Origin of the sequence: Pseudomonas sp. VI4.1 (assembly GCF_002029345.1) — a bacterium.
Classification (GTDB): Bacteria; Pseudomonadota; Gammaproteobacteria; order Pseudomonadales; family Pseudomonadaceae; genus Aquipseudomonas.
Map to the genome: position 1 here is coordinate 15632 of NZ_MULM01000124.1, position 23153 is coordinate 38784.

At 61.0% G+C, this 23153-nt stretch carries 21 protein-coding genes and 1 pseudogene; 16 read left to right on the forward strand and 6 right to left on the reverse strand.

The genetic code is table 11. The features are described from left to right. The first annotated feature begins 17 nt into the window (after nt 1-17). From ssuD to BZ163_RS08500, 4 genes are read left to right on the forward strand one after another with little or no spacing between them, the layout of a single operon-like run. Nucleotides 18-1166, forward strand: coding sequence for an FMNH2-dependent alkanesulfonate monooxygenase (ssuD, locus tag BZ163_RS08485; RefSeq protein WP_128870567.1), 1149 nt, complete (start codon nt 18-20; stop codon nt 1164-1166). Nucleotides 1167-1174: 8 nt separating this feature from the next. Beyond that, nucleotides 1175-1957, forward strand: a complete 783-nt coding sequence (gene ssuC, locus BZ163_RS08490; protein WP_128870568.1) for an aliphatic sulfonate ABC transporter permease SsuC — start codon at nt 1175-1177, stop codon at nt 1955-1957. Further along, entirely contained in the window at nt 1954-2760 is an 807-nt protein-coding gene (gene ssuB, locus BZ163_RS08495) for an aliphatic sulfonates ABC transporter ATP-binding protein (protein ID WP_128870569.1), read from the forward strand. The genes ssuC and ssuB overlap by 4 nt, the downstream gene beginning before the upstream one ends. 35 nt (nt 2761-2795) lie before the next feature. After that, nucleotides 2796-3011 carry a molybdopterin-binding protein gene (locus tag BZ163_RS08500; RefSeq protein WP_128870570.1) on the forward strand — a complete coding sequence of 72 codons (216 nt, stop codon included), beginning with the start codon at nt 2796-2798 and terminating at the stop codon, nt 3009-3011. A 204-nt stretch (nt 3012-3215) separates the two neighbouring features. Here BZ163_RS08500 and BZ163_RS08505 read toward each other — a convergent pair whose 3' ends face one another. Both BZ163_RS08505 and BZ163_RS08510 read right to left on the reverse strand, forming a co-directional pair. Next, entirely contained in the window at nt 3216-3854 is a 639-nt protein-coding gene (locus tag BZ163_RS08505; RefSeq protein ID WP_128870571.1) for a TetR/AcrR family transcriptional regulator, read from the reverse strand. 225 nt (nt 3855-4079) lie between these two features. Further along, entirely contained in the window at nt 4080-5456 is a 1377-nt protein-coding gene (locus BZ163_RS08510; protein WP_054616983.1) for a glutamine synthetase family protein, read from the reverse strand. Nucleotides 5457-5734: 278 nt separating this feature from the next. On the opposite strand from BZ163_RS08510, the pseudogene BZ163_RS08515 reads away from it, so the two are divergent. From BZ163_RS08515 to BZ163_RS08555, 8 genes and pseudogenes are all read left to right on the forward strand, one after another. Further along, nucleotides 5735-6016: pseudogene (locus BZ163_RS08515) on the forward strand (gamma-glutamyl-gamma-aminobutyrate hydrolase family protein); the annotation flags it as partial. 136 nt (nt 6017-6152) lie between these two features. Beyond that, the gene (locus BZ163_RS08520) at nt 6153-7511 is read left to right on the forward strand and encodes a glutamine synthetase family protein (protein ID WP_128870573.1); all 1359 of its coding nucleotides are present in this window, start codon (nt 6153-6155) and stop codon (nt 7509-7511) included. A 59-nt stretch (nt 7512-7570) separates the two neighbouring features. Further along, nucleotides 7571-8935, forward strand: a complete 1365-nt coding sequence (locus BZ163_RS08525) for an aspartate aminotransferase family protein (protein ID WP_128870574.1) — start codon at nt 7571-7573, stop codon at nt 8933-8935. 195 nt (nt 8936-9130) lie between these two features. Then, nucleotides 9131-10228 (forward strand): polyamine ABC transporter substrate-binding protein, encoded by a 1098-nt coding sequence (locus tag BZ163_RS08530; protein WP_128870588.1) that lies wholly within the window; start codon nt 9131-9133, stop codon nt 10226-10228. Nucleotides 10229-10467: 239 nt separating this feature from the next. Then, nucleotides 10468-11565 (forward strand): polyamine ABC transporter substrate-binding protein, encoded by a 1098-nt coding sequence (locus BZ163_RS08540; protein WP_128870575.1) that lies wholly within the window; start codon nt 10468-10470, stop codon nt 11563-11565. A gap of 72 nt (nt 11566-11637) precedes the next feature. Beyond that, nucleotides 11638-12780, forward strand: a complete 1143-nt coding sequence (locus tag BZ163_RS08545; RefSeq protein WP_128870576.1) for an ABC transporter ATP-binding protein — start codon at nt 11638-11640, stop codon at nt 12778-12780. Beyond that, nucleotides 12777-13697: an ABC transporter permease subunit gene (locus tag BZ163_RS08550; protein ID WP_128870577.1), complete on the forward strand. Its 921-nt coding sequence runs from the start codon at nt 12777-12779 to the stop codon at nt 13695-13697. The genes BZ163_RS08545 and BZ163_RS08550 overlap by 4 nt, the downstream gene beginning before the upstream one ends. Next, entirely contained in the window at nt 13694-14587 is an 894-nt protein-coding gene (locus tag BZ163_RS08555; protein WP_128870578.1) for an ABC transporter permease subunit, read from the forward strand. Before BZ163_RS08550 ends, BZ163_RS08555 begins: the two co-directional genes overlap by 4 nt. Nucleotides 14588-14728: 141 nt before the next feature. On the opposite strand, the gene BZ163_RS08560 is transcribed toward BZ163_RS08555, so the two are convergent. After that, nucleotides 14729-15370, reverse strand: coding sequence for an HD domain-containing protein (locus tag BZ163_RS08560; RefSeq protein ID WP_128870579.1), 642 nt, complete (start codon nt 15368-15370; stop codon nt 14729-14731). 326 nt (nt 15371-15696) lie between these two features. Here BZ163_RS08560 and BZ163_RS08570 point away from each other — a divergent pair, with 326 nt between their 5' ends. Further along, entirely contained in the window at nt 15697-16662 is a 966-nt protein-coding gene (locus tag BZ163_RS08570; protein ID WP_128870581.1) for a GlxA family transcriptional regulator, read from the forward strand. 137 nt (nt 16663-16799) lie between these two features. On the opposite strand, the gene BZ163_RS08575 is transcribed toward BZ163_RS08570, so the two are convergent. Both BZ163_RS08575 and BZ163_RS08580 read right to left on the reverse strand, forming a co-directional pair. After that, nucleotides 16800-19211, reverse strand: coding sequence for a penicillin acylase family protein (locus BZ163_RS08575; protein ID WP_128870582.1), 2412 nt, complete (start codon nt 19209-19211; stop codon nt 16800-16802). Nucleotides 19212-19319: 108 nt separating this feature from the next. Beyond that, the gene (locus tag BZ163_RS08580; protein WP_128870583.1) at nt 19320-19901 is read right to left on the reverse strand and encodes a DUF6436 domain-containing protein; all 582 of its coding nucleotides are present in this window, start codon (nt 19899-19901) and stop codon (nt 19320-19322) included. 97 nt (nt 19902-19998) lie between these two features. On the opposite strand from BZ163_RS08580, the gene BZ163_RS08585 reads away from it, so the two are divergent. After that, a complete protein-coding gene (locus BZ163_RS08585; protein ID WP_128870584.1) occupies nt 19999-20946 on the forward strand; it encodes an alpha/beta hydrolase in 948 nt (315 codons plus the stop codon). A gap of 132 nt (nt 20947-21078) precedes the next feature. Here the strand turns inward: BZ163_RS08585 and BZ163_RS08590 are convergent, their stop codons facing one another. After that, a complete protein-coding gene (locus BZ163_RS08590; protein WP_128870585.1) occupies nt 21079-21831 on the reverse strand; it encodes a DUF2059 domain-containing protein in 753 nt (250 codons plus the stop codon). Nucleotides 21832-21939: 108 nt separating this feature from the next. On the opposite strand from BZ163_RS08590, the gene BZ163_RS08595 reads away from it, so the two are divergent. Both BZ163_RS08595 and BZ163_RS08600 read left to right on the forward strand, forming a co-directional pair. Beyond that, on the forward strand, nt 21940-22572 hold the full coding sequence (locus tag BZ163_RS08595; RefSeq protein ID WP_128870586.1) for a 2OG-Fe(II) oxygenase: 633 nt from the start codon (nt 21940-21942) through the stop codon (nt 22570-22572). A 2-nt stretch (nt 22573-22574) separates the two neighbouring features. Next, a complete protein-coding gene (locus BZ163_RS08600) occupies nt 22575-23054 on the forward strand; it encodes a DUF523 domain-containing protein (protein WP_128870587.1) in 480 nt (159 codons plus the stop codon). Nucleotides 23055-23153 lie beyond the last annotated feature (99 nt).

Below are 23153 nucleotides of genomic sequence, written 5' to 3' on the forward strand. Positions count from 1 at the left end.
CCTAAGGAGACCACTCCATGAGCCTCAATATTTTCTGGTTCCTGCCTACCCACGGCGACGGCCATTACCTTGGCACCGCCGAAGGCGCTCGCGCCGTCGACCACGGTTACCTGCAGCAAGTCGCGCAAGCGGCGGATCGCCTGGGCTTCGGCGGGGTGTTGATCCCCACCGGGCGCTCCTGCGAAGACTCGTGGCTGGTGGCGGCGTCGCTGATTCCGGTGACCCAGCGCCTGAAATTCCTTGTCGCCCTGCGCCCCGGGATCATTTCCCCGACGGTGGCGGCGCGTCAGGCCGCGACCCTGGATCGCCTGTCCGGCGGTCGTGCACTGTTCAACCTGGTCACCGGTGGCGACCCGGACGAACTGGCCGGTGACGGTTTGTTCCTGACCCACGAAGAGCGCTACCAGGCTTCGGTGGAATTCACCCGCATCTGGCGTCGGGTGCTGGAAGGCGAAACCGTCGATTACGACGGTCAGCACATCAGCGTCAAGGGTGCCAAGCTGCTCTATCCACCGATCCAGCAACCGCGTCCGCCGCTGTACTTCGGCGGTTCTTCGGAAGCGGCGCAAGACCTCGCGGCAGAGCAGGTCGAAATGGTCCTGACCTGGGGCGAGCCGCCTGCGGCCGTGGCCGAGAAGATCGAACAAGTACGCGCCAAAGCCGCGAAGCTCGGACGTACCGTGCGTTTCGGCATTCGCCTGCATGTGATCGTGCGTGAAACCAATGCCGAGGCGTGGCAAGCGGCCGATCGCTTGATCTCGCACCTGGACGACGAAACCATCTCCCGCGCCCAGGCTTCCCTGGCACGCTTCGATTCGGTCGGCCAGCAACGCATGGCGGCACTGCATGGCGGCAGTCGCGACAACCTGGAAGTCAGCCCCAACCTGTGGGCCGGCGTTGGCCTGGTGCGCGGTGGTGCCGGTACGGCGCTGGTGGGCGACGGCCCGACCGTGGCCGCCCGCGTGAAGGAATATGCGGAGCTGGGCATCGACACCTTCATCTTCTCCGGTTATCCCCACCTGGAAGAATCCTACCGCGTCGCCGAATTGCTGTTCCCGCACCTGGACATCGAACGTCCGGAATTGCCGAAAAGCGGCGGGTATGTCAGCCCGTTTGGTGAAATGGTCGCCAACGACATTCTTCCCAAAGCCGCGTCCCAGAGCTGAGGCGGGCCATGAAGAAACTTATTCATAGCCTCGCGCCCTGGGCGTTGCCGGTGTTGCTGCTGGCGGTATGGCAGCTGTCGGTGTCGGCGGGCTGGTTGTCGACGCGAATCCTGCCCGCGCCCATTGCCGTCATCGAAGCCGGCGTGAGCCTGGTCCGCAGCGGTGAAATCTGGACTCACCTGGCCATCAGCGGCTGGCGTGCGGCGCTGGGTTTCGCCATTGGCGGCGGCATCGGCCTGACCCTGGGTTTCATCACCGGCCTGTCGAAATGGGGTGAACGCCTCCTCGACAGCTCGGTGCAAATGATCCGCAACGTACCGCACCTGGCGTTGATTCCGCTGGTGATCCTGTGGTTCGGCATCGACGAGTCGGCGAAGATTTTCCTGGTCGCCCTGGGCACGTTGTTCCCGATCTACCTCAACACCTATCACGGCATCCGCAACGTCGACCCAGCGCTGGTGGAAATGTCCCGCAGTTATGGCTTGTCCGGTTTCAGCCTGTTCCGTCAGGTGATCCTGCCCGGTGCTCTGCCTTCGATTCTGGTCGGTGTGCGCTTCGCCCTGGGCTTCATGTGGCTGACCCTGATCGTCGCGGAAACCATCTCCGCCAGCTCCGGCATCGGCTACCTGGCGATGAATGCCCGGGAGTTCCTGCAGACCGACGTGGTGGTGCTGGCGATTCTGCTGTACGCGGTGCTCGGCAAACTCGCCGACCTCGCGGCCCGTGGGCTTGAACGTGTGTGGCTGCGCTGGCATCCGGCCTACCAGGTCGTTAAAGGAGGTGCCGCATGACTGCTCAACAACCTCCACGCCTGCTGCGCGGTATTCCGCTGGCGGTGCGCAAGCTGCAAAAAACCTTTGGTTCGCGGCAAGTGTTGCGCGAGATCGACCTGCATATTCCAGCCGGTCAATTCGTCGCGGTCGTCGGTCGCAGCGGCTGTGGCAAAAGTACCTTGCTGCGCTTGCTTGCCGGGCTCGACAAACCCACGGGCGGTGAATTGCTGGCCGGCTCCGCGCCGCTGAGCGAGGCGCGGGAAGACACCCGGCTGATGTTTCAGGAAGCGCGTCTATTGCCCTGGAAGAAGGTGATCGACAACGTCGGTCTCGGGCTCAAGGGCAATTGGCGGCCGCAAGCGTTGGAAGCGTTGGAAGCGGTAGGCCTGGCGGACCGCGCCAACGAGTGGCCGGCGGCCTTGTCCGGTGGGCAGAAGCAACGTGTGGCCCTGGCCCGCGCGCTGATCCACCAACCGCGCTTGCTGTTGCTGGACGAGCCCCTGGGCGCCCTGGATGCCTTGACTCGCATTGAAATGCAGCAGCTGATCGAACGCCTCTGGCAAAAGCACGGCTTTACCGTGTTGCTGGTGACCCACGACGTCAGTGAAGCGGTGGCGATTGCCGATCGGGTGATCCTGATCGAAGACGGTGAAGTCGGTCTCGATCTGCTCGTGGAACTGCCACGCCCTCGGGTTCGCGGCTCCCATCGGCTGGCGGCACTGGAAACCGAAGTGCTCAACCGCGTCCTGGCGCTGCCCGGACAGCCGCCGGAGCCGGAACCTGTTTCACCGTTGCCTACGCAATTGCGTTGGGCGCAATAACTCAAAGCCTCACCTCTACGACAGGAATCAACATCATGACTATCAAAGCCATCAACGTTCGCAACCAGTTCAAGGGCCCGATCAAGGAAATCGTCCTGGGTGATGTCCTTTCGGAAATCGACGTGCAGACCGCTTCCGGCATCGTGACGTCGGTGATCACCACGCGCTCGGTAAAAGAGCTGGAGCTGGTGGTTGGCAGCGAAGTGATCGCGTTTGTGAAATCCACCGAGGTGTCGATCGCCAAGTTGTGAGCGCATGCGGTGCACCCGACTCCGGAGGGCGTGAGCCCTTTGGGGTTTTTTGTGGGTGTGAATCAGTGAGTGCGGTGGTGCGGCCTTCGCGAGCAAGCCCGCTCCCACATTTGATCTGTGGTGTACAAAAAATTTTGCGCATGGCAGCGGTCTAGTGTGGGAGCGGGCTTGCTCGCGAAGAGGCCCGCACGGACAACAAAAAAATCAGGTCGATATAGCGCGCTTCGGCAAATACGGCGGCAAATACAGCCCCAGATACGCATCAAACACCCGCATCCCTTCCTCCGCCATCCGCGGCGTAATCTGCCCGTGCTGCTGCACCGAGCGCGCATACACCCGATCCCCCAACTCCATGGCCAGTGCAAACACATCGACTTCACTCGGCAGCCTTGGCAGTTCGAAGTGATGATCGAACAGCTTGTGCATCAGGTCTCCGAGCTCGATGTCATGCTGGCGGTCGGCCTGGGTGACTTCGGTCAGGCCGTGCTGGGCGAGGATCAGTTGCCGGGCTGCGGCGTCTTCGCTGTAGATCTCGAGCATGCGCTGTTCCACCAGCCGCGACAGGTCGCGCCAGCCGCTGAGGGCGCCGTGGTCGATGGGCGCTTGCAGGCAAGCGCGGAAGGCGGCGTGGATGTCGGCGGTCAGGGCTTCGAGCAGGGCCGGGACGCTGGCGAAGAAGTGGTAGACGGAGGAGGGCGGGATCTGCGCGCGTTCAGCGACGCTGTAGATCGACAGACTGGCCACGCCTTCGGCAGCCAGCAGCGTGCGGGCGGCATCGAGGATCGAATCGATCCGGGCCTGGCTGCGGGCGCGGGGTTTGCGTGGGGTGGCGAGTCGGGTCATTGAAGTCTCCTGCGGGGGCAGCGGGCATTGTACGAGCAGGGTTGTGTGTTGTCTTCCAGGACGCCTTCGCCGGCAAGCCGGCGCCTACAGGTTGTGTGTCGAGCACAAGATCTGTATTCGCTAAAGATCCCCTGTAGGAGCTGGCTTGCCAGCGAACCGCCGAAGGCGGCCATAAAAAAACGCCGCTGGCTGTGAGGCCGGCGACGTTGTTTTCACTGCAACCGCTTAAACGGTATGCAGGTACCAGTTGTACTCAAGGTCGGAGATGGAATGTTCAAACTCTTCCAGCTCACTCTCCTTGCAAGCGACAAAGATATCGATGTATTTCGGATCGATGTACTTGGCCATGACTTCGCTGTCGTCCAGCTCGCGCAGTGCATCGCGCAGGTTGTTCGGCAGGCTCTGCTCGTTCTGCTCGTAGGAGTTGCCTTCCACGGGTGCGCCCGGCTCGATCTTGTTGGTCAGGCCGTGGTGCACGCCTGCCAGGACCGAAGCCATCAACAGATACGGGTTGGCATCGGCGCCGGCCACACGGTGTTCGATGCGCACGGCATCGGAAGAACCGGTCGGGACGCGGATCGCCACGGTACGGTTGTCCAGGCCCCAGCACGGCGAGTTCGGCACGTAGAACTGTGCGCCGAAACGACGGTAGGAGTTGACGTTCGGGCAGAGGAAAGCCATCTGCGCCGGTAGGGTCTCGAGCACACCGCCGATCGCGTGACGCAGTGCGGCGTTCTGCTCGGGATCCTCGCTGGCAAAAATATTCTTGCCGTCTCTGTCGAGAATCGAGATGTGGACGTGCAGACCGTTGCCCGCCTGGCCCGGATAAGGCTTGGCCATGAAGGTGGTGTCCATTTCATGGTCGTAGGCGATGTTCTTGATCAGGCGCTTGAGTAGGACCGCGTAGTCGCAGGCCTTGATCGGGTCGGCCACGTGGTGCAGGTTCACTTCGAACTGCGCCGGGGCACTTTCCTTGACGATGGCGTCGGCCGGGATGCCTTGCTCCTTCGCACCTTCCAGAATGTCCTGGAGGCAGTCGACGTATTCGTCGAGGTCGTCGATCAGGTACACCTGAGTCGAATGCGGGCGTTTGCCGGAGATTGGCGAGCGTGGCGGCTGTGGACGGCCGTTCACGTTTTCCTGGTCGATCAGGTAGAACTCCAGTTCGAACGCGGCGCAGATGGTCAGGCCCATCTCGTCAAACTTGGTAACAACTTGACGCAGGACTTCACGGGGATCCGCGAAGAAAGGTTCACCTTCGAGTTCGTGCATGGTCATTAACAGTTGCGCGGTAGGGCGCTTCTGCCAGGGCTCGTTGCACAGGGTGTCAGGGATTGGATAGCAGATTCGGTCAGCATCGCCGATGTCCAGGCCCAGGCCGGTGCTTTCCACCGTCGAGCCATTGATATCCAGAGCAAATAGAGAGGCCGGCAGGTTGATGCCTTTCTCGTAAACCTTGTGGAGACTGGTGCGTTCAATGCGCTTGCCGCGCACCACACCATTCATATCCGCAATCAGAAGGTCAACGTACAGAACCTCAGGATGTTCCTTAAGGAACGCGTTCGCTTCGTTAAGCTGAACGGCACGCGGGGGTACCGACATGATGCAACACCTTTGTTGTTAAAAATATCAATCATTGATCTCTTCGGTTTCCAGTCAACCCGAACGGCATGCCGAAGTCAAGTAAGGCCTTTTTTGCCCTAAAAAAGCGCTCGTAAGGCTTTTTTGCGGCAGTTTGGCGCGTTTTTATGCCTTTGAGCGCTTTGCCGGCCGCGGGCTTGAGCGGGCCGTGTTGTATTTTTTACGGGGGTGTTGTGTAAAAAAATGAACAAGGCTAAGCTCGATTCAAACCCATAACAGCAATAATACCGGGGTGCTTCATGTCTCGCCTGCCGTTAATCGGCGTCACCCTCTGCCCCGGGCAGATCGGTCTGCATGCTTATCACATCAGTGGCGACACTTACGTCCACGCCGCAGCCTCCGCGGCCAAGGGCGTGCCGTTGATTGTTCCATCCCTGCCGGATGTGCCGTCCCTGTCCGATATTCTGGACGGTCCGGACGCCATTCTCTTTACCGGCTCTGTTTCTAATATAGAACCGTTTTACGCTAGTGGCCCGGCCAATGTGCCGAGACCTGCTCATGATTCTGCACGCCCCTCTACGCGCTGGTTGACCCATGACATTGTCGAGGTGGGCCTTTGTGCGCGGCCCTTGCAGTGGCAATCTGTACCAAGCGACGCCGATGCGTCAAACAACGCCTGACTTATAAGAGTCAGGAAACTCAGCCTAAGAGGCATTTATGAGTCACAACCTCGACCAGCTCACCGATTGGTTGAAAGACCACAAGATCACAGAAGTCGAATGCATGATCGCCGACTTGACCGGGATCACCCGGGGCAAGATTTCGCCGACCAACAAGTTCATTGCCGAAAAAGGCATGCGCCTGCCCGAGAGCGTTCTGTTGCAGACCGTGACCGGCGACTATGTCGAAGACGACATCTATTACGAACTGCTCGACCCGGCCGACATCGACATGATCTGCCGGCCGGACGCGAATGCGGTGTTCCTGGTGCCCTGGGCCATCGAGCCGACTGCCCAGGTGATCCACGACACCTACGACAAGCAAGGCAACCCGATCGAGCTGTCGCCGCGCAACGTGCTCAAGAAGGTCCTGAAACTCTATGCCGACCACGGTTGGCAGCCGATCGTGGCGCCGGAAATGGAGTTCTACCTGACCAAGCGCAGCGAGGACCCGGACTATCCGCTGCAACCGCCGATTGGCCGCTCCGGCCGCCCGGAAACCGGTCGCCAGTCGTTCTCGATCGAGGCGGCGAACGAGTTCGATCCGCTGTTCGAAGACGTCTACGACTGGTGCGAACTGCAGGAGCTGGACCTCGACACGCTGATCCACGAGGACGGCACCGCACAGATGGAAATCAACTTCCGTCACGGCGATGCCCTGTCCCTGGCCGACCAGATCCTGGTGTTCAAGCGCACCATGCGCGAGGCCGCACTCAAGCATGACGTGGCGGCCACCTTCATGGCCAAGCCGATGACCGGCGAGCCGGGCAGCGCGATGCATTTGCACCAGAGCATCATCAACATCGAGACCGGCAAGAACGTCTTCTCCAATGAAGACGGGACCATGAGCCAGCTGTTCCTGAACCACATCGGTGGCTTGCAGAAACTGATCCCCGAGCTGTTGCCGCTGTTCGCTCCGAACGTCAACTCGTTCCGCCGCTTCCTGCCGGACACCTCGGCGCCGGTGAACGTGGAGTGGGGCGAAGAGAACCGCACCGTGGGCCTGCGGGTTCCGGATGCGGGGCCGCAAAACCGTCGGGTGGAAAACCGCCTGCCGGGGGCCGATGCCAACCCGTACCTGGCCATCGCCGCGAGCCTGCTGTGCGGCTACATCGGCATGGTCGAAGGCCTGAACCCAAGTGCGCCGGTCGTGGGGCGCGGCTATGAACGCCGCAACCTGCGCCTGCCGCTGACCATCGAGGACGCGCTGGAGCGCATGGAAAACAGCGCGACCGTCGAGAAATACCTGGGCAAGAAATTCATCACTGGCTACGTCGCGGTCAAGCGGGCCGAGCATGAAAACTTCAAGCGCGTGATCAGTTCGTGGGAGCGGGAATTCCTGCTCTTTGCCGTCTGATGCGCCGGGCGCGGCGGGAAATTGCCGCGCCCTTCACTGAAAATCTTAGGAGAGTTCGCATGACCAGCAACAACCCGCAAACCCGTGAATGGCAAACCCTGAGCAACGATCACCACCTGGCCCCGTTCAGCGATTTCAAGCAGCTGAAAGAGAAAGGCCCGCGGATCATCACCAGCGCCAAGGGTGTTTACCTCTGGGACAGCGAAGGCAACAAGATCCTCGACGGCATGGCCGGCCTGTGGTGCGTAGCGATCGGCTACGGTCGCGATGAACTGGCCGATGCCGCCAGCAAACAGATGCGCGAACTGCCTTATTACAACCTGTTCTTCCAGACCGCTCACCCGCCGGTGCTGGAACTGGCCAAGGCCATCGCCGACATCGCGCCTGAAGGCATGAATCATGTGTTCTTCACCGGTTCCGGTTCCGAAGGCAACGACACCATGTTGCGTATGGTTCGGCACTATTGGGCGATCAAGGGCCAACCGAAGAAGAAGGTCATCATCAGCCGCAAGAACGGCTATCACGGTTCGACCGTGGCCGGCGCGAGCCTGGGTGGCATGACGTACATGCACGAACAGGGCGATTTGCCGATCCCGGGCATCGTCCACATCGCCCAGCCGTACTGGTTCGGTGAAGGTGGCGACATGACGCCGGATGAGTTCGGTACCTGGGCCGCCAATCAGCTGGAAGAGAAGATCCTGGAAGTCGGTGTCGACAACGTCGGGGCCTTTATTGCCGAGCCGATCCAGGGTGCCGGCGGCGTGATCATTCCGCCAGACACCTACTGGCCGCGCATCAAGGCAATCCTCGCCAAGTACGACATCCTGTTCGTGGCGGACGAAGTGATCTGCGGGTTTGGTCGCACCGGTGAGTGGTTCGGTACCGATTTCTACGGCCTCAAGCCCGACATGATGACCATCGCCAAAGGCCTGACCTCCGGTTACATCCCGATGGGTGGCCTGATCGTGCGTGACGAAGTGGTGGCGGTGCTCAACGAAGGGGGCGATTTCAACCACGGCTTCACCTATTCCGGGCACCCGGTGGCCGCTGCGGTGGCCCTGGAAAATATCCGCATCCTGCGCGAAGAAAAAATTGTCGAGCGCGTTCGTACAGAAACGGCACCCTATTTGCAGAAGCGTCTGCGGGAGCTGAACGATCACCCGCTGGTGGGGGAAGTGCGCGGCGTCGGTCTGTTGGGGGCCATCGAACTGGTTCAGGACAAGGCCACTCGCAAACGTTACGAGGGCAAGGGCGTTGGCATGATCTGCCGCACCTTCTGCTTCGAAAACGGCCTGATCATGCGCGCCGTCGGCGACACCATGATCATCGCTCCGCCCCTGGTGATTACACCGGCTGAAATCGATGAGCTGGTAACAAAGGCACGCAAGTGTCTGGACCTGACCTTGAGTGCGTTGCAGGGCTAAGTGCTAGGCTCTGGGCGGGGTGTGACGTGTGCACTTCGCTCAGTGCAAACAAAGGATGGGTCTTTCCTTGAAAGCCTGCCTTGGATCTTGCCAGACTACCGCTCGTGCGGACGCACGGGAAAGGCCGCCCGCTCTTGGTTAACAAGAACGTGGCTAAAAAGAAAAATTGGAGCATTACCCATGAAGGCATTAGGTATGAAGATCGCTGGCAAGACCCTCCTCGCCATGTCCCTGATGGGCCTGATGGCGGGCGCAGTTCAGGCGGACGACAAGGTTCTTCACGTATACAACTGGTCCGATTACATCGCACCGGATACCGTCAAGAAGTTCGAAGCCGAGTCGGGGATCAAGGTGGTCTACGACGTATTCGACAGTAACGAAACCCTCGAAGCCAAGTTGCTGGCAGGCAAGTCCGGCTACGACATCGTCGTACCGTCGAACAACTTCCTGGCCAAGCAGATCAAGGCCGGCGTTTACCAGAAGCTGGACAAGTCCAAGTTGCCCAACTGGAAGAACCTGAACACTGACCTGCTTAAAGCAGTCTCGGTGAGCGACCCGGGCAACGAACACGCCTTCCCTTACATGTGGGGTTCGATCGGCATCGGTTTCAACGCCGAGAAGGTCAAGGCTGCACTGGGCGCCGATGCACCCACCAATTCCTGGGACCTGATCTTCAAACCTGAAAACGCCGCGAAGTTGAAGTCGTGCGGTATCAGTGTCCTTGACTCGCCAACCGAGATGATTCCGGTGGCGTTGCACTACCTGGGCTATCCAACCGATAGCCAGGACAAAAAACAACTGGCTGAAGCCGAAGCGCTGTTCCTGAAGGTCCGCCCTTCGATCGGCTACTTCCACTCGTCCAAGTACATCTCCGACCTGGCCAACGGCAACATCTGCGTGGCCATCGGTTACTCGGGTGACATCTACCAGGCCAAGACCCGCGCGGCTGAAGCCGGTGACAAGGTCAAGGTCAGCTACAACATTCCGAAAGAAGGTGCGGGCAGTTTCTACGACATGGTCGCCATCCCTAAAGATGCCGAAAACGTCGAAGGCGCCTACAAGTTCATGACCTTCCTGCAGAAGCCGGAAATCATGGCTGAAATCACCAACGCGGTGCGCTTCCCGAACGGTAACGCGGCGGCCACCCCATTGGTCGATAAAGACATCACCGCCGACCCGGGCATCTACCCGCCGGTCGACGTGCTGGCCAAGCTGTACGCGATTGCCGACTTGCCGGCCGCCACCCAGCGGATCCTGACTCGCAGCTGGACCAAGATCAAATCCGGTAAGTAAGTAACTTTTGTAGGAGCGAGCTTGCTCGCGAAAATAACGGGAACACCGCGGGGTGTCAGGCACCACGCGATATCGTTGACGACCATCGCGAGCAAGCTCGCTCCTACAGGTGTCTGTATAAAAGTTTTGCTGGAATGGTTTTTCGAGGGTAAGTTGCGCGCCGGTTTTGTTGCCGGGCAGCCATGGCTGTCATGTAACGCGGGGCAACTTGGGCCCAACTAATTTTAGAGGACCTCCACTTGCCTATTTTTTCTTTGTTGCGCAATGCCCTGCTGGTCGGCGCCGGCCTGACGATTGCCGTCGGTGCCCAGGCGGCCGGCACCGTGCATATTTATAACTGGTCTGACTACATCGGCGAGACCACCCTGGTCGACTTCGAGAAAGAGACCGGGATCAAGCCGGTCTACGACGTGTTCGACTCCAACGAAACCCTGGAAGGCAAGTTGCTGGCCGGGCGCACCGGGTATGACGTGGTGGTGCCGTCCAACCACTTCCTTGGCAAGCAGATCAAGGCCGGCGCGTTCCAGAAGCTCGACAAGAAGCAGCTGACCAACTACTCCAACCTCGACCCGGTGCTGCTCAAGCGCCTGGAGGAGAACGACCCGGGCAACCAGTACGCCGTGCCGTACCTGTGGGGCACCAACGGCATCGGTTACAACGTCGACAAGGTCAAGGCCGTGCTGGGCCTGGACAAGATCGACTCCTGGGATGTGGTATTCGAGCCGGAGAACATCAAGAAGCTGCACAGCTGCGGCGTGGCGTTCCTCGACTCTGCCGATGAAATGATGCCCACCGTCCTCAACTACATGGGCCTCAACGCCAACAGCACCAACCCCGAAGACTACAAAAAGGCCGAAGCCAAGTTGCTCGCGGTGCGACCTTACGTGACCTACTTCCACTCTTCCAAATACATCGCGGACCTGGCTAACGGCGATATTTGCGTCGCGATCGGTTTTTCCGGCGACATGATCCAGGCCAAGGCCCGCGCGGCTGAAGCCGGCAAAGGCATGAACATCGCCTACTCGATTCCCAAGGAAGGCGGCGCACTGTGGTTCGACATGTTGGCAATCCCCAAGGATGCGGCCAACGTGAAGGAAGCCCACGCCTTCATCAATTATTTGCTGAAACCGGAGGTGATCGCCCAGGTCAGTGATTATGTCGGCTATGCCAACCCGAACCCGGGGTCGGACAAGTTGATGGAGCAGTCCATTCGCACCGACGAGTCGGTTTATCCACCGCAGGCAGTCCTCGACAAGACTTACGTGTCCATCGAGTTACCACCGAAGATTCAACGTTTGATGACCCGCAGCTGGACCAAGGTCAAGTCGGGTAAATAGCTTCAAGGCTCAAACTATCCAAGGTTGGCTCACCTTGAGCGAACTGCACTCTTTTTTTTGGGAGTTTCGTAAATGGCAGTTGCCTCCGGCGCCTATAAGAAAGCCCTCGAGGGCGACCAGTCACCTAAACAGGTGCTGGTCAAAATCGACCGGGTCACGAAGAAGTTCGACGAGACGATTGCTGTGGACGATGTGTCCCTGGAAATCAAGAAAGGCGAAATTTTCGCCCTGCTCGGCGGTTCGGGATCGGGCAAATCCACCTTGCTGCGCATGCTCGCAGGCTTCGAGCGGCCCACGGAGGGACGCATTTTCCTCGATGGCGTCGACATCACCGACATGCCGCCGTACGAGCGGCCGATCAACATGATGTTCCAGTCCTACGCCTTGTTCCCGCACATGACCGTGGCGCAGAACATCGCCTTCGGCCTCAAGCAGGACAAAATCCCCGCCGCGGAAGTCGATGCCCGTGTGGCGGACATGCTCAAGCTGGTGCAGATGACGCAATACGCCAAGCGCAAGCCGCATCAGTTGTCCGGTGGCCAGCGTCAACGGGTGGCCCTGGCGCGTTCCCTGGCCAAGCGTCCTAAGCTGTTGCTGCTCGACGAACCGATGGGGGCGCTGGACAAGAAGCTGCGCTCGCAAATGCAGCTGGAGCTGGTCGAGATCATCGAGCGGGTCGGCGTGACCTGCGTCATGGTGACCCACGACCAGGAAGAGGCCATGACCATGGCCGAGCGCATCGCGATCATGCACCTGGGCTGGATCGCCCAGATCGGCAGCCCGATCGACATCTACGAAACCCCGACCAGCCGCCTGGTCTGCGAATTCATCGGCAACGTCAATATCTTCGACGGTGAAGTGGTGGACGACGCCGAAGGCCATGCGCTGATCACCTGCAAGGATCTGGACCGCAACATCTACGTCGGTCACGGCATCAGCACCTCGGTGCAGGACAAGTCGGTCACCTACGCGATCCGTCCGGAAAAACTGCTGGTGACACCGACCATGCCGACCTGCGAATACAACTGGTCCAGCGGCAAGGTGCACGACATCGCCTACCTGGGCGGTCACTCGGTATTCCACGTGGAGCTGCCGAGCGGCAAGATCGTCCAGTCTTTCGTCGCCAACGCCGAGCGCCGCGGGCAACGCCCAACCTGGGGTGACCAGGTTTACGTGTATTGGGAAGACGACAGCGGCGTGGTACTTCGCTCATGAACATGCGCAAATTCAAACGCCGCCTCAATCGAATAATTCCCGGTGGCCGCCAGTTGGTCATCGGGGTTCCCTTCATCTGGCTGTTCCTGTTCTTCATGCTGCCGTTCTTCATCGTGTTGAAGATCAGCTTTGCCGAAGCCGACGTGGCCATTCCGCCGTACACCGAGATCTACAGCTACCTCGACCAGAAGGTGCAGTTGCTGCTTAACCTGAGCAACTACTCGATGCTGGCCGACGACGAGTTGTACATCGCCGCTTACCTCGGCTCGTTGAAGATGGCGCTGATCAGTACCGTCCTCTGTCTGCTGATCGGTTACCCGATGGCCTACGCGATTGCCAGTGCCCGCAAAGAGATGCAAACGGTGCTGGTGCTGCTGATCATGATGCCGACCTGGACCGCGATCCTGATCCGCGTGTATGCGTGGATGGGCATCCTCAGCAACAACGGGCTGCTGAACGGCTTCCTGATGACCATGGGCTGGATCGATGAGCCGCTGCAGATCCTCAACACCAACCTCGCCGTGTATATCGGCGTGGTGTATTCGTACCTGCCCTTCATGATCCTGCCGCTCTACGCCAACCTGGTGAAGCACGACAACAGCCTGCTGGAGGCTGCGTCCGACCTGGGTTCGAGTACCTTCAACAGCTTCTGGAAGATCACCATCCCGCTGTCCAAGAACGGCATCGTCGCCGGCTGCATGCTGGTGTTCATCCCGGTCGTGGGCGAGTTCGTGATCCCGGAACTGCTCGGCGGCCCGGAAACCCTGATGATCGGTAAAGTGCTGTGGCAAGAGTTCTTCAACAACCGTGACTGGCCGGTAGCGTCTGCCCTGGCGGTGGTCATGCTGTTGATCCTGATCGTGCCCATCATCCTGTTCAACCGTAGCCAGGCCAAAGAAATGGAGGGCAAGGAATGAAGCGCTTCCGTTTCTCGAGTTTCATGCTGATAGCAGGTTTGCTGTTCATCTACGCGCCGATGCTGATCCTGGTGATCTACTCGTTCAACGCCTCCAAGCTGGTGACGGTCTGGGGCGGCTGGTCGATCAAGTGGTATGTCGGGTTGATGGACAACACCCAACTGATGGGCTCGGTGGTGCGCTCGCTGGAAATCGCCTGCTACACGGCGGTGGCGGCGGTGGCGCTGGGTACGTTGGCGGCGTTCGTGCTGACCCGTATCACCCATTTCAAGGGGCGTACGCTGTTCGGTGGCCTGGTCACCGCGCCGTTGGTGATGCCGGAAGTGATCACCGGTCTGTCGCTGTTGCTGCTGTTCGTGGCGATGGCGCAGATGATCGGTTGGCCACAGGAGCGCGGCATCGTCACCATCTGGATCGCCCACACCACGTTCTGTGCGGCATACGTGGCGGTGGTGGTGTCGGCGCGCTTGCGCGAGCTGGACCTGTCCATTGAAGAGGCGGCGATGGATCTCGGTGCACGGCCGTGGAAGGTGTTCTTCCTGATCACCATCCCGATGATCGCGCCCTCCCTGGGGGCGGGCGGCATGATGTCTTTCGCGCTGTCGCTGGATGACCTGGTGTTGGCCAGTTTCGTCTCGGGGCCCGGTTCGACTACCTTGCCGATGGAAGTGTTCTCGGCGGTGCGCCTGGGGGTCAAACCGGAGATCAACGCCGTGGCCAGCCTGATTCTGCTGGCGGTATCGTTGATGACGTTTCTGGTCTGGTTCTTCAGCCGCCGCGCCGAAGAAAGTCGCAAGCGTGCGATCCAGCAGGCAATCGAGGAAGGCGCTGCCGACTCCTGGCGACAACCGGACGCACGTCGCGCACAGCAGGCGCCGGAAGCGGTTTGAGCTGACGTCGGGTTGACCACCTTGGTGTGGCCAACCCGATCCCCTGTAGGAGCTGGCTTGCCAGCGAAGAGGCCCTTCCAGCCGACATCAATGTTGGCTGACACACCGCTTTCGCTGGCAAGCCAGCTCCTACACAGGGGGCTAGGCAACCCAGGGAGATCTGCGGATAACCTCGACGAAATTCATCGGCTTGAACCCCGGCTCACTGTCCACCAGCACATCCGCATTCACAGTCCCGAACGTGGTGTCCGGCTTGTGCTTGAAGCCATTGGCAAAGGCACACAGGATGCACGCCTTGAACCCGGCACCCCGTGGATGCGCATGCACCACCGCTTCACGCTGCGCCGTCGGGAACGCGGCATAGTCGATACCCAGCACATCCATTTCAACCCCGGCCGTGACCAGCGCCACGTTGGGACGCAGGTGTTGCGGCACACCCGGTGTGGTGTGCAAGGCAATCGACAACCACACCTGCTCGATATCGTCGTCCGATAAACCATAAGGCTGCAGAAACGCTGTGGCGGCGTTGGCGCTGTCGACTTCAAAGCGCTCGTCCTGCGTGCGATGACCTTCCACCAGCCCCAGGTCATGGAACATCGCGCCGACGTACAACAACTCGGGGTTGTAGGCCAGTTGCTTGCGCTCACCGCTCAAGGCACCAAACAGGAACACCCGGCGCGAGTGGTGGTACAGCAGGTCTGACTCGACGTCGCGAATGTATTCGGTGGTGGCCCGGGCCAAGGCGCTGTCGGGGATTTTGATGCCGGCGATGGTGCTGCTCATGCTGCTTTCCTCGTGGAGAACGCCGTGGCGGCGCTGAGGAATCCAGTCTGTTCCGGCACCCCGAGCCGGACAATCGATCCATGGCTGCGATCCTTGCCAATGAGCAGGCATATCGCGCCAGCCTCGCTTGTTGCGCGCGGATTGGCTAGGGTTGGCGATGTTGAGAGGCTACGCACGGTTCATGTGGGAGCGGGCTTGCTCGCGAAGGCGGTCTTTCAGTCAGCATCTCTATTTACTGACACGGCCCCTTCGCGAGCAAGCCCGCTCCCACAAGGTTTTGTGTTTGTCTCAGCTACGTGATCAACCCATCGAGGGCGTTTTGAACCATGCAGAAAACCGTCGCCATCGTGGTGTTTTCCGGCGTCCAGTCCCTGGACGTCACCGGTCCCATGGATGTGTTCTGCGAAGCCAATCGTTTCCTGGCGCCGGAAGATCACTATCGTCTGGAAGTGATCGGCGTCGAGCGCGGGGTGATGGCGTGCTCCAACGGTTTGTCGCTCAACGCCCATCGGCATTTCAGCGAGGCGCTGCAGGCTTATGACTTGCTGTTGGTGGCCGGTGGGCCGCAGTTGCCGTTCATGAATTTCGGCGCGGCATTCGATGCCTGGCTGCGCGATGCCAGTGCGTCGGCGCAGCGTTTTGGCTCGATCTGCAACGGCGCCTTCATCCTCGCCCGGGCCGGCTTGCTGGATGGAAGAACGGTGACCACCCACTGGGGCGATGCGGCGGCACTGGCTGCGTTATGCCCTTCGACCCGGGTCGAGGCCGATCGCCTGTACGTGCAGGATGGCAAGCTGTACACCTCGGCGGGGGTTACGGCGGGGATCGACTTGTCGTTGTACCTGCTGGGTCGGGACCATGGGCCGGAAGTGGCCCTGAGCGTGGCCAAGCGGCTGGTGGTATTCACCCAGCGCTCGGGTGGGCAATCGCAGTTCAGCCCATTCCTCACGCCACACGCCGAACCGACCTCGGCGGTGGCCCTGGTTCAGCACTATGTGCTGGCCAACCTCACCGGCGACCTGACGATTGCCGACCTCGCCAACGCCGCCAACATGAGCGCCCGCAACTTTTCCCGGGTGTTTGCCAGGGAGGCGAAAATCACCCCGGCGGAATTCGTCGAACGGGCGCGGGTGGATGCGGCGCGGGTGCTGCTTGAAAGCACCCATTCGCCGCTCAAGACCGTGGCCTACCAGTGCGGGTTTCGCGATGCCCAGCATATGCGCAGCGTGTTCAACCGCCGGCTTGGGGTGACGCCGCAGCAGTTCAGGCTGAATTTTGCGGCGGTGGTGTGAGCTGAGATTGTTGTTGCCTGCCAGGGCCCCTTCGCGGGCAAGCCTCGCGCCTACAGATCATGTTTCGATCATGAGATAACCACTAACCTGTAGGAGCGAGGCTTGCCCGCGAAGACGTCAGCCCAGGCAACAAAAATCTATCGCGCAGCCCTCGCCGGCAGCAGCTTCAACGTGCTGCGGGTATTGGCGGCAACTTCTTCGTCGTTGATGTAAGCCTGGTAATACACCCCTTCGATATACGCCTCCGCCTGGTCATCAAAATGCCTGTCAAACGGCACGCCACTCTGACCAACCGGGTTGACGGTCAGGCTGTGGGCCGGGTCGGCGAAGTCGATCAGGCGACGGGTCGACGGCCCGTAGGTCACCGGCCACGGGGCCGGGCCGATTTTGGAAGAGAGGTTGTTCGGCACTTCATGCGCGCCGGGCGCGGCGAACGGGCCGACGTTGAAGACCCGATCCAGCGGCTTCTGCTGCCCCAGTGGATGGCCATGGGTCAGGGTGTGCGCCATGCCCCATTGCCATTGCGCGAAATCCGCACCCAAGGTGGTCTTGAGGTGCGCGAGGCTCGCTTGCCAGGCGACCTTGACCGTATCGGCGCGGGTTTCCTTGCCAAGGGTGTTGCGGTTGTCCCACCACGGCGAGTCGGCGGTCGCGGCCAGGCGCGGCAGTGCAGCGTCGATCACCCGGGTCGAGAGCAGCGTTTCGAAGAAATCATTGCCCAGCTCATCGTGCATCGATGCGTCAGCCAGGTTGAACAGGAACTGGTTGAACAGCGTGGCGCTGGTGGACTCGAGCGGGTAATCGCCTGGCCACTGGGCCAGTTGCTCCACCAGTTTGAGTTCGGCCGGATCGCTCACCACTTCGCGCAGTACCGGCAACAACGGCGCGAGCAAGCGCGGGCCATAGGCGGTGGTGGTGCCCAGCTGCAGCTTCTGGCTGGCGGCCAGGTCCCACTTGATGGTTTTGTCGCTGAGCTGGCGATTGAGCTGCTGACCGCGATCGGCCAGGTTGTAGTAACCGGGAATTTCCATCCCGGTGGGCGATGGCGGCTGGAAGTTGGCCGAGACGATATAGCCTCGCGCCGGGTTCTCTTCCTGCGGGTTGGCGCTGAACGGGTGGAAGCCTTCCTTGTCCGCTTCGGCGGTGCTGCCGTCGAGGATGAACCACGGCCGCACACCCGCCGGACGTTTGGGCAATTGCGCGGCCGCCCACCAGCCGATATCGCCCTTGGCATTGGCCCAGACGATGTTCAGGCCCGGCGCCTGCACCTTGGCGGCGGCACTGCGCGCCTTGGCCAGGGTGTCGGCGCGGTTGAGCTGGTAGAAACCCTCGAGGATCGGATTCTGGCTTTCGAGAAAGCCCCACCACATGGCGATCGGCGTTTTGCCGACGCTGTTGCCCAGTGCATCATTGACGATCGGACCGTGGGGCGACTGGCGCAGCACCAGCGTCACGGGCGCCTGGCCTTTGACCGCGATCTGCTGTTCGCTGCTCACCATGTCGACCCACTTGCCGCGATACCACACCTGATTCGGATTCTGCGGATTGACCTTCTCGGCGATCAAGTCCAGGTCGTCGTTCTGGAACATGGTGATGCTCCAGCCGAAGTCGCGGTTCACCCCGAGGGAGGCGAACGGCATCAACGCCTGGTAATGACCGTAGAGCTCGAAGCCCGGCGCCGATAGCTGCGCTTCGTACCACACCGACGGTGCGGAAAAGCGGATATGCGGGTCACCGGCCAACAGCGGCTTGCCGCTTTTGGTGCGATTGCCCGAGACCACCCAGGCGTTGCTGCCCTCGAATTGCGGCAGGCCGTTGTCGGCCAGTGCCTGTTCGCTGAGGCGGGCGAGGGCGTTGAGATCTTTCCAGTCGACGCTGCCCAGGGACGGCACAGCGCCGCCGGGCGTCTTCGCCAGCACGCCTTTGGGCTGCCAGTCGAGATCGAAGACATTCAGGTAATTGGCCCCCAGCTGGTCGCGCACGTAAGTCAGCAGGGGCTCGGTGCGAAACGCCGCGGCAAAACTGTAGGCCATGTACCCGGCGATGCTGATGGTGTCCTGGGCGGTGAACGGGCGCTTGGCAATGCCCAGCACATCGAACTCCACGGGTGCCGGATGGCTGTCCTGATACTGGTTGATGCCGTCCAGATAGGCCTGCATGGCGATAAAGGCCGGCGACTGTTGGTCCATGTTCGCCAGGTAGGTTTCGGCCCGTTCGCGAATGCGCAGGCTGCGCATCAGCTTGTCGGTATCGAGCAATTTCGGGCCCAGCACCTCGGCCAGTTCCCCGCGAGCGAGGCGGCGCAGGACTTCCATCTGAAACAGCCGATCCTGGGCGTGCACGTACCCGAGGGCGCGGTACAGGTCCGGTTCGTTTTCCGCGCGGATGTGCGGGATGCCGCGCTCGTCATAGCGCACGGTGACCGAACCTTGCAGGTGTTGCAGCTCGACCATGCCCTGGCGTGTCGGCTGCTTGCTGTAAACGTACCAGCCGGCGCCCGCGGCGAGCGCGACAATCAGCAGGGCGACGACGGTCAGGCTACGTTTCATGGTGACTCCTTGTTATTAGTGGCAGCAGTTCCCTGGCGCCACTGTTTAACACGGCTCGGCGAATTGGCCCATCGCCCTTAGGAGGGATTCGTATGGCGGGTTTTTTCCCTATTTCGTGGTATCGACAGGCCACGGGCAGTAACACCCCACCGCCAGTGTGTGCGTGGCATCCACTGTCCGGCCTTGGTTCAACGCCTGCAGGATCGGCTCGATAAAACTGTTACTGGAATTGCAGGTCAGGCCTTCGCTGTACGGGCCGAAATACGCCAGCTTGCCGTTGCGATCCCAGATCGCCACGGCCGGGCTGGCGGGGATCTGTTCGGAACCTGGCAGGACGGTGATGGTTTTCAAATTGCTCAAGGTACTCGGCAACTGGCCATGGCTGCCGGGTTTTTGTACCGAGTAAAACTCTACGCCCTGGGGTCCATACTGCTCGACCAGTTCGCCCAGATGTTGTTGATTGCCGACGTTGCACGGGCAGGCCGGGTCCCAGAAGTGCACCAGGCGGATGGCGCCGGGGCCGGCCAGGTTGTCGGGCAGGCGCAGCGGGTCGCCGGAAAACACGGCGGTGTGCGAACTGAACGCGCGCAGGTAGCGTCCCTGAAACCAGTCATAAGCGGCCCAAAGCACACCGGCACACACCAGGGCGAGCAGGCAGGCAAGCAGTGGGGTGCGGTAGGGCGAACGCATGGGTTTCAATCCTCGAAGGTCGCCCAGCTTGCCATGCTTGCCGCGACAGAAGAATATCGCAGGCCTATAAAGTCCGTTTCATGCTCTGGAATCGTCCATGCCTGCCACTTTCGACCCCGATCATCTGCGTGCCAGTCTGCGGCCACTGGCTGAGGCGCAGCCCCTGTCGGTGGAGGCGTTGGCCTACCAGTGTTTCTATGGGCTCGATTTTGCGGGGCGACATCTGCGCAGCGGCCTGGGTCGTTTCGCGGTGGATGGATATGACGTGGTCTGCCAGTTCTGGTGGCCGCAGCAGGCCAGGGCGACGCTGTTTTTGTTCCACGGCTTTTATGATCACACCGGGCTCTACCGGCATGTGATCGAGTGGGCGCTGGACCAGGGGTTTGCGGTGATTGCCTGCGACTTGCCAGGGCATGGCCTGTCCAGCGGTGAACGCGCCAGCATCAAGGATTTCGCCGAGTATCAGGACACGCTGCAAGGGTTGTTCGCCGAGGCGCGCGCCCTCGATCTGCCGCAGCCGTGGCACCTGTGCGGGCAAAGCACTGGCGGCGCGATCGTGATCGATCATGTGCTCAACGCGGGGGCGAGCAGTCCGGCACAAGGGCTGGTGATCCTGCTGTCGCCGTTGGTGCGGCCCCGGGCCTGGGGCTGGTCGCAACTGAGCTATTACCTGCTCAGGCCTTTCGTCAAAGCCATCGCGCGGCGCTTCAGCGAAAACTCCAACGACCCGGATTTCTTGCCGTTTTTGCAGGCTGATCCGTTGCAGCCGCTACGGTTGCCGACCGCCTGGGTCGGTGCGCTGGCGCGGTGGATCAAGCGCATCGAGGCCGCGCCGGGCAGTACGCGGCGGCCGCTGATTGTGCAGGGGCAGGCGGATATGACGGTGGACTGGCAGCATAACCTTGCCGTGTTGAAGGCCAAGTTCGATCGGCCGCAGGTGTTGATGCTGCCGCAGGCGCGGCATCATCTGGCGAATGAGACGCTGGCGTTGCGGGGGGAGTATTTCGGGTTTTTGAGCAAGCGGATCAAGGGGCGGAATCTTTAGCGTCAGTTCGGCCCCCATCGCGAGCAAGCCCGCTCCCACATTGGATCTGCAGCGAACACTGATTTTGTGTACGGCAGCGATCAAATGTGGGAGCGGGCTTGCTCGCGAAGGGGCCCTTGCCGGCGCCAGGGATTACTGGCGAAGCGTGGAAGTATCCTGCCCCACCGCCAACCCCGCCCGAATCGCCGCCAACGCCGCCTGATAATAAGCCTGGCCTTCCGCCGACTCGGCAAAGGTGGCGAATTCCTCCAGCTCGTTGTCCGACAGATCGCGATAGACATACAACAGCGTGTTGTTCAAATCGCTGCCGATCTGGTCCATCAAGCGTTGGCGCTGGCCGTTCAACATGTCTTGCGCCTGACCGCCGCCGAGCAGGCCGGGGATCATCGAGCTCAGGCTGTCGGCCGCGACACCGGCAATCGCCAGGCTGACTTCGGCGCCAGCCTCGCGAGCGGGCAAGGCCTGGGCCAGGTGACCGATGATCAGCAGGCGGCTGTCACTGGCCTGAATCTTCGGTAAACCCTTGGCGTTTTTTGCCAGTTGGTCGCGACGGGTCGCCAGCAGTTCGGCGGCGACGATTTTTTTGCCCAGGGGTGACTGGAAAAACGTCAGCGCCGGTTTCGGATCGACGAGGGTCTTGCGCAGTTGCGCTTCGGCGCGCTGGTCCACGGCCTTGGGGGCAAAGCGCTGATTGCTGTTGTTGACCAGCGCCTGGAACACCGCCGGCGGCAGGCTGTTCTGGTAGCGCTGTTGAGCGGCCGAAAGAGCGTCGTTGAAATGTGCGCGTTGTTCTGGCCAGCCGGCGACCTTGTACAACTGGTCGTGGCCGTCTGCCCAAGCGGGCATAACGCAGAACATCAGCAGTGAGAAAAGCAAACGACGCATAGGGGCTCCTGTCGGCAGGCGACTATTCTCCGTGGGGCATGGGTACTTGTCGAGAATTCGTATCAACCCGCTGCGCGGCTCTGTCGGATTTTCAGGCACAGGAATACTATGCGCGCCATGCAAATACCCTCTGATCACCCGCTGCTGTTACGTATCGTCGACGACCTGGCCGAACACGGCTGGTCGCAGCAGAATATTTTCCTGCCACTGGGTCTGACCCGGGAACTGGCGGCCGAGTGCCATAAACGTGCAGCCGAGGGTGAACTGGCCCCGGCCGCCGTGGGGCGCGGGCCGACATCGGAGGTTCGCGAGGGCATTCGCGGCGACCATATCCAGTGGATCGAGCCAGGGCAGGCGGTGGCTTGCGACAGTTATCTGATGCTGATGGACAGCCTGCGCGAGGCGATGAATCGCGGTTTGTACTTGGGCCTGGAAGATTTCGAAAGCCATTTCGCCCTGTATCCGCCCGGTGCTTTCTACCTCAAACATCTCGACCGCTTCCGCGACGACGACCGGCGCATGGTCTCGGCGGTGGTTTATCTCAATGAGGGCTGGCTGCCCGAGCACGGCGGTCAGTTGCGCATGTACCTGGATGAGGGGGCCGAATACGATGTGGTGCCTGTCGGCGGATGCCTGGTGGTATTCCTGTCGGGTGAGGTGCCACACGAAGTCCTGCCCGCGATGCGAGAGCGCCTGTCGTTGACCGGCTGGTTCCGACGTCGCGGCAACGAGCCGTTCTGATCATGCAAAAAGTTCTGGTAAGCCGTTGTCTGCTGGGGCACCGCGTACGTTACGACGGCGGGGCCAGCGGGCCGTTCGATCAGCTCCAGCATTGGCTCGACGAAGGTCGGGTAGTGCCGTTGTGCCCGGAGGTGGCCGGCGGGTTGCCGACGCCCAGGGCTGCGGCGGAAATTCCCGGCGGGCAGGGTGGTGAGGTGCTGGATGGGCAGGCGCCGGTGATCACCACCGAGGGCGCGGATGTCAGTGCGCAGTTTCTCGCGGGGGCTTATCAGGCGCTGGAGCTGGTTGAAAAGCACGGCATCCGGATTGCGGTGCTCAAGGCCAATAGCCCGTCTTGCGGGAATTTGCTGACGTATGACGGGACCTTCAGTGGAGTGAAGGTCAGCGGTGAAGGTGTGACGGCGGCGTTGCTAAAGCGCCATGGTGTTCAAGTCTTCAGTGAGCTGGAGTTGGCTGAAGCAGCCGCCGCGCTGAAGATCTGACGCCTCACACAACCCCCCTGTAGGAGCTGGCTTGCCAGCGAAGGGGCCATCACATTCAACATCTATGTTGACTGTTACGCCGCCTTCGCTGGCAAGCCA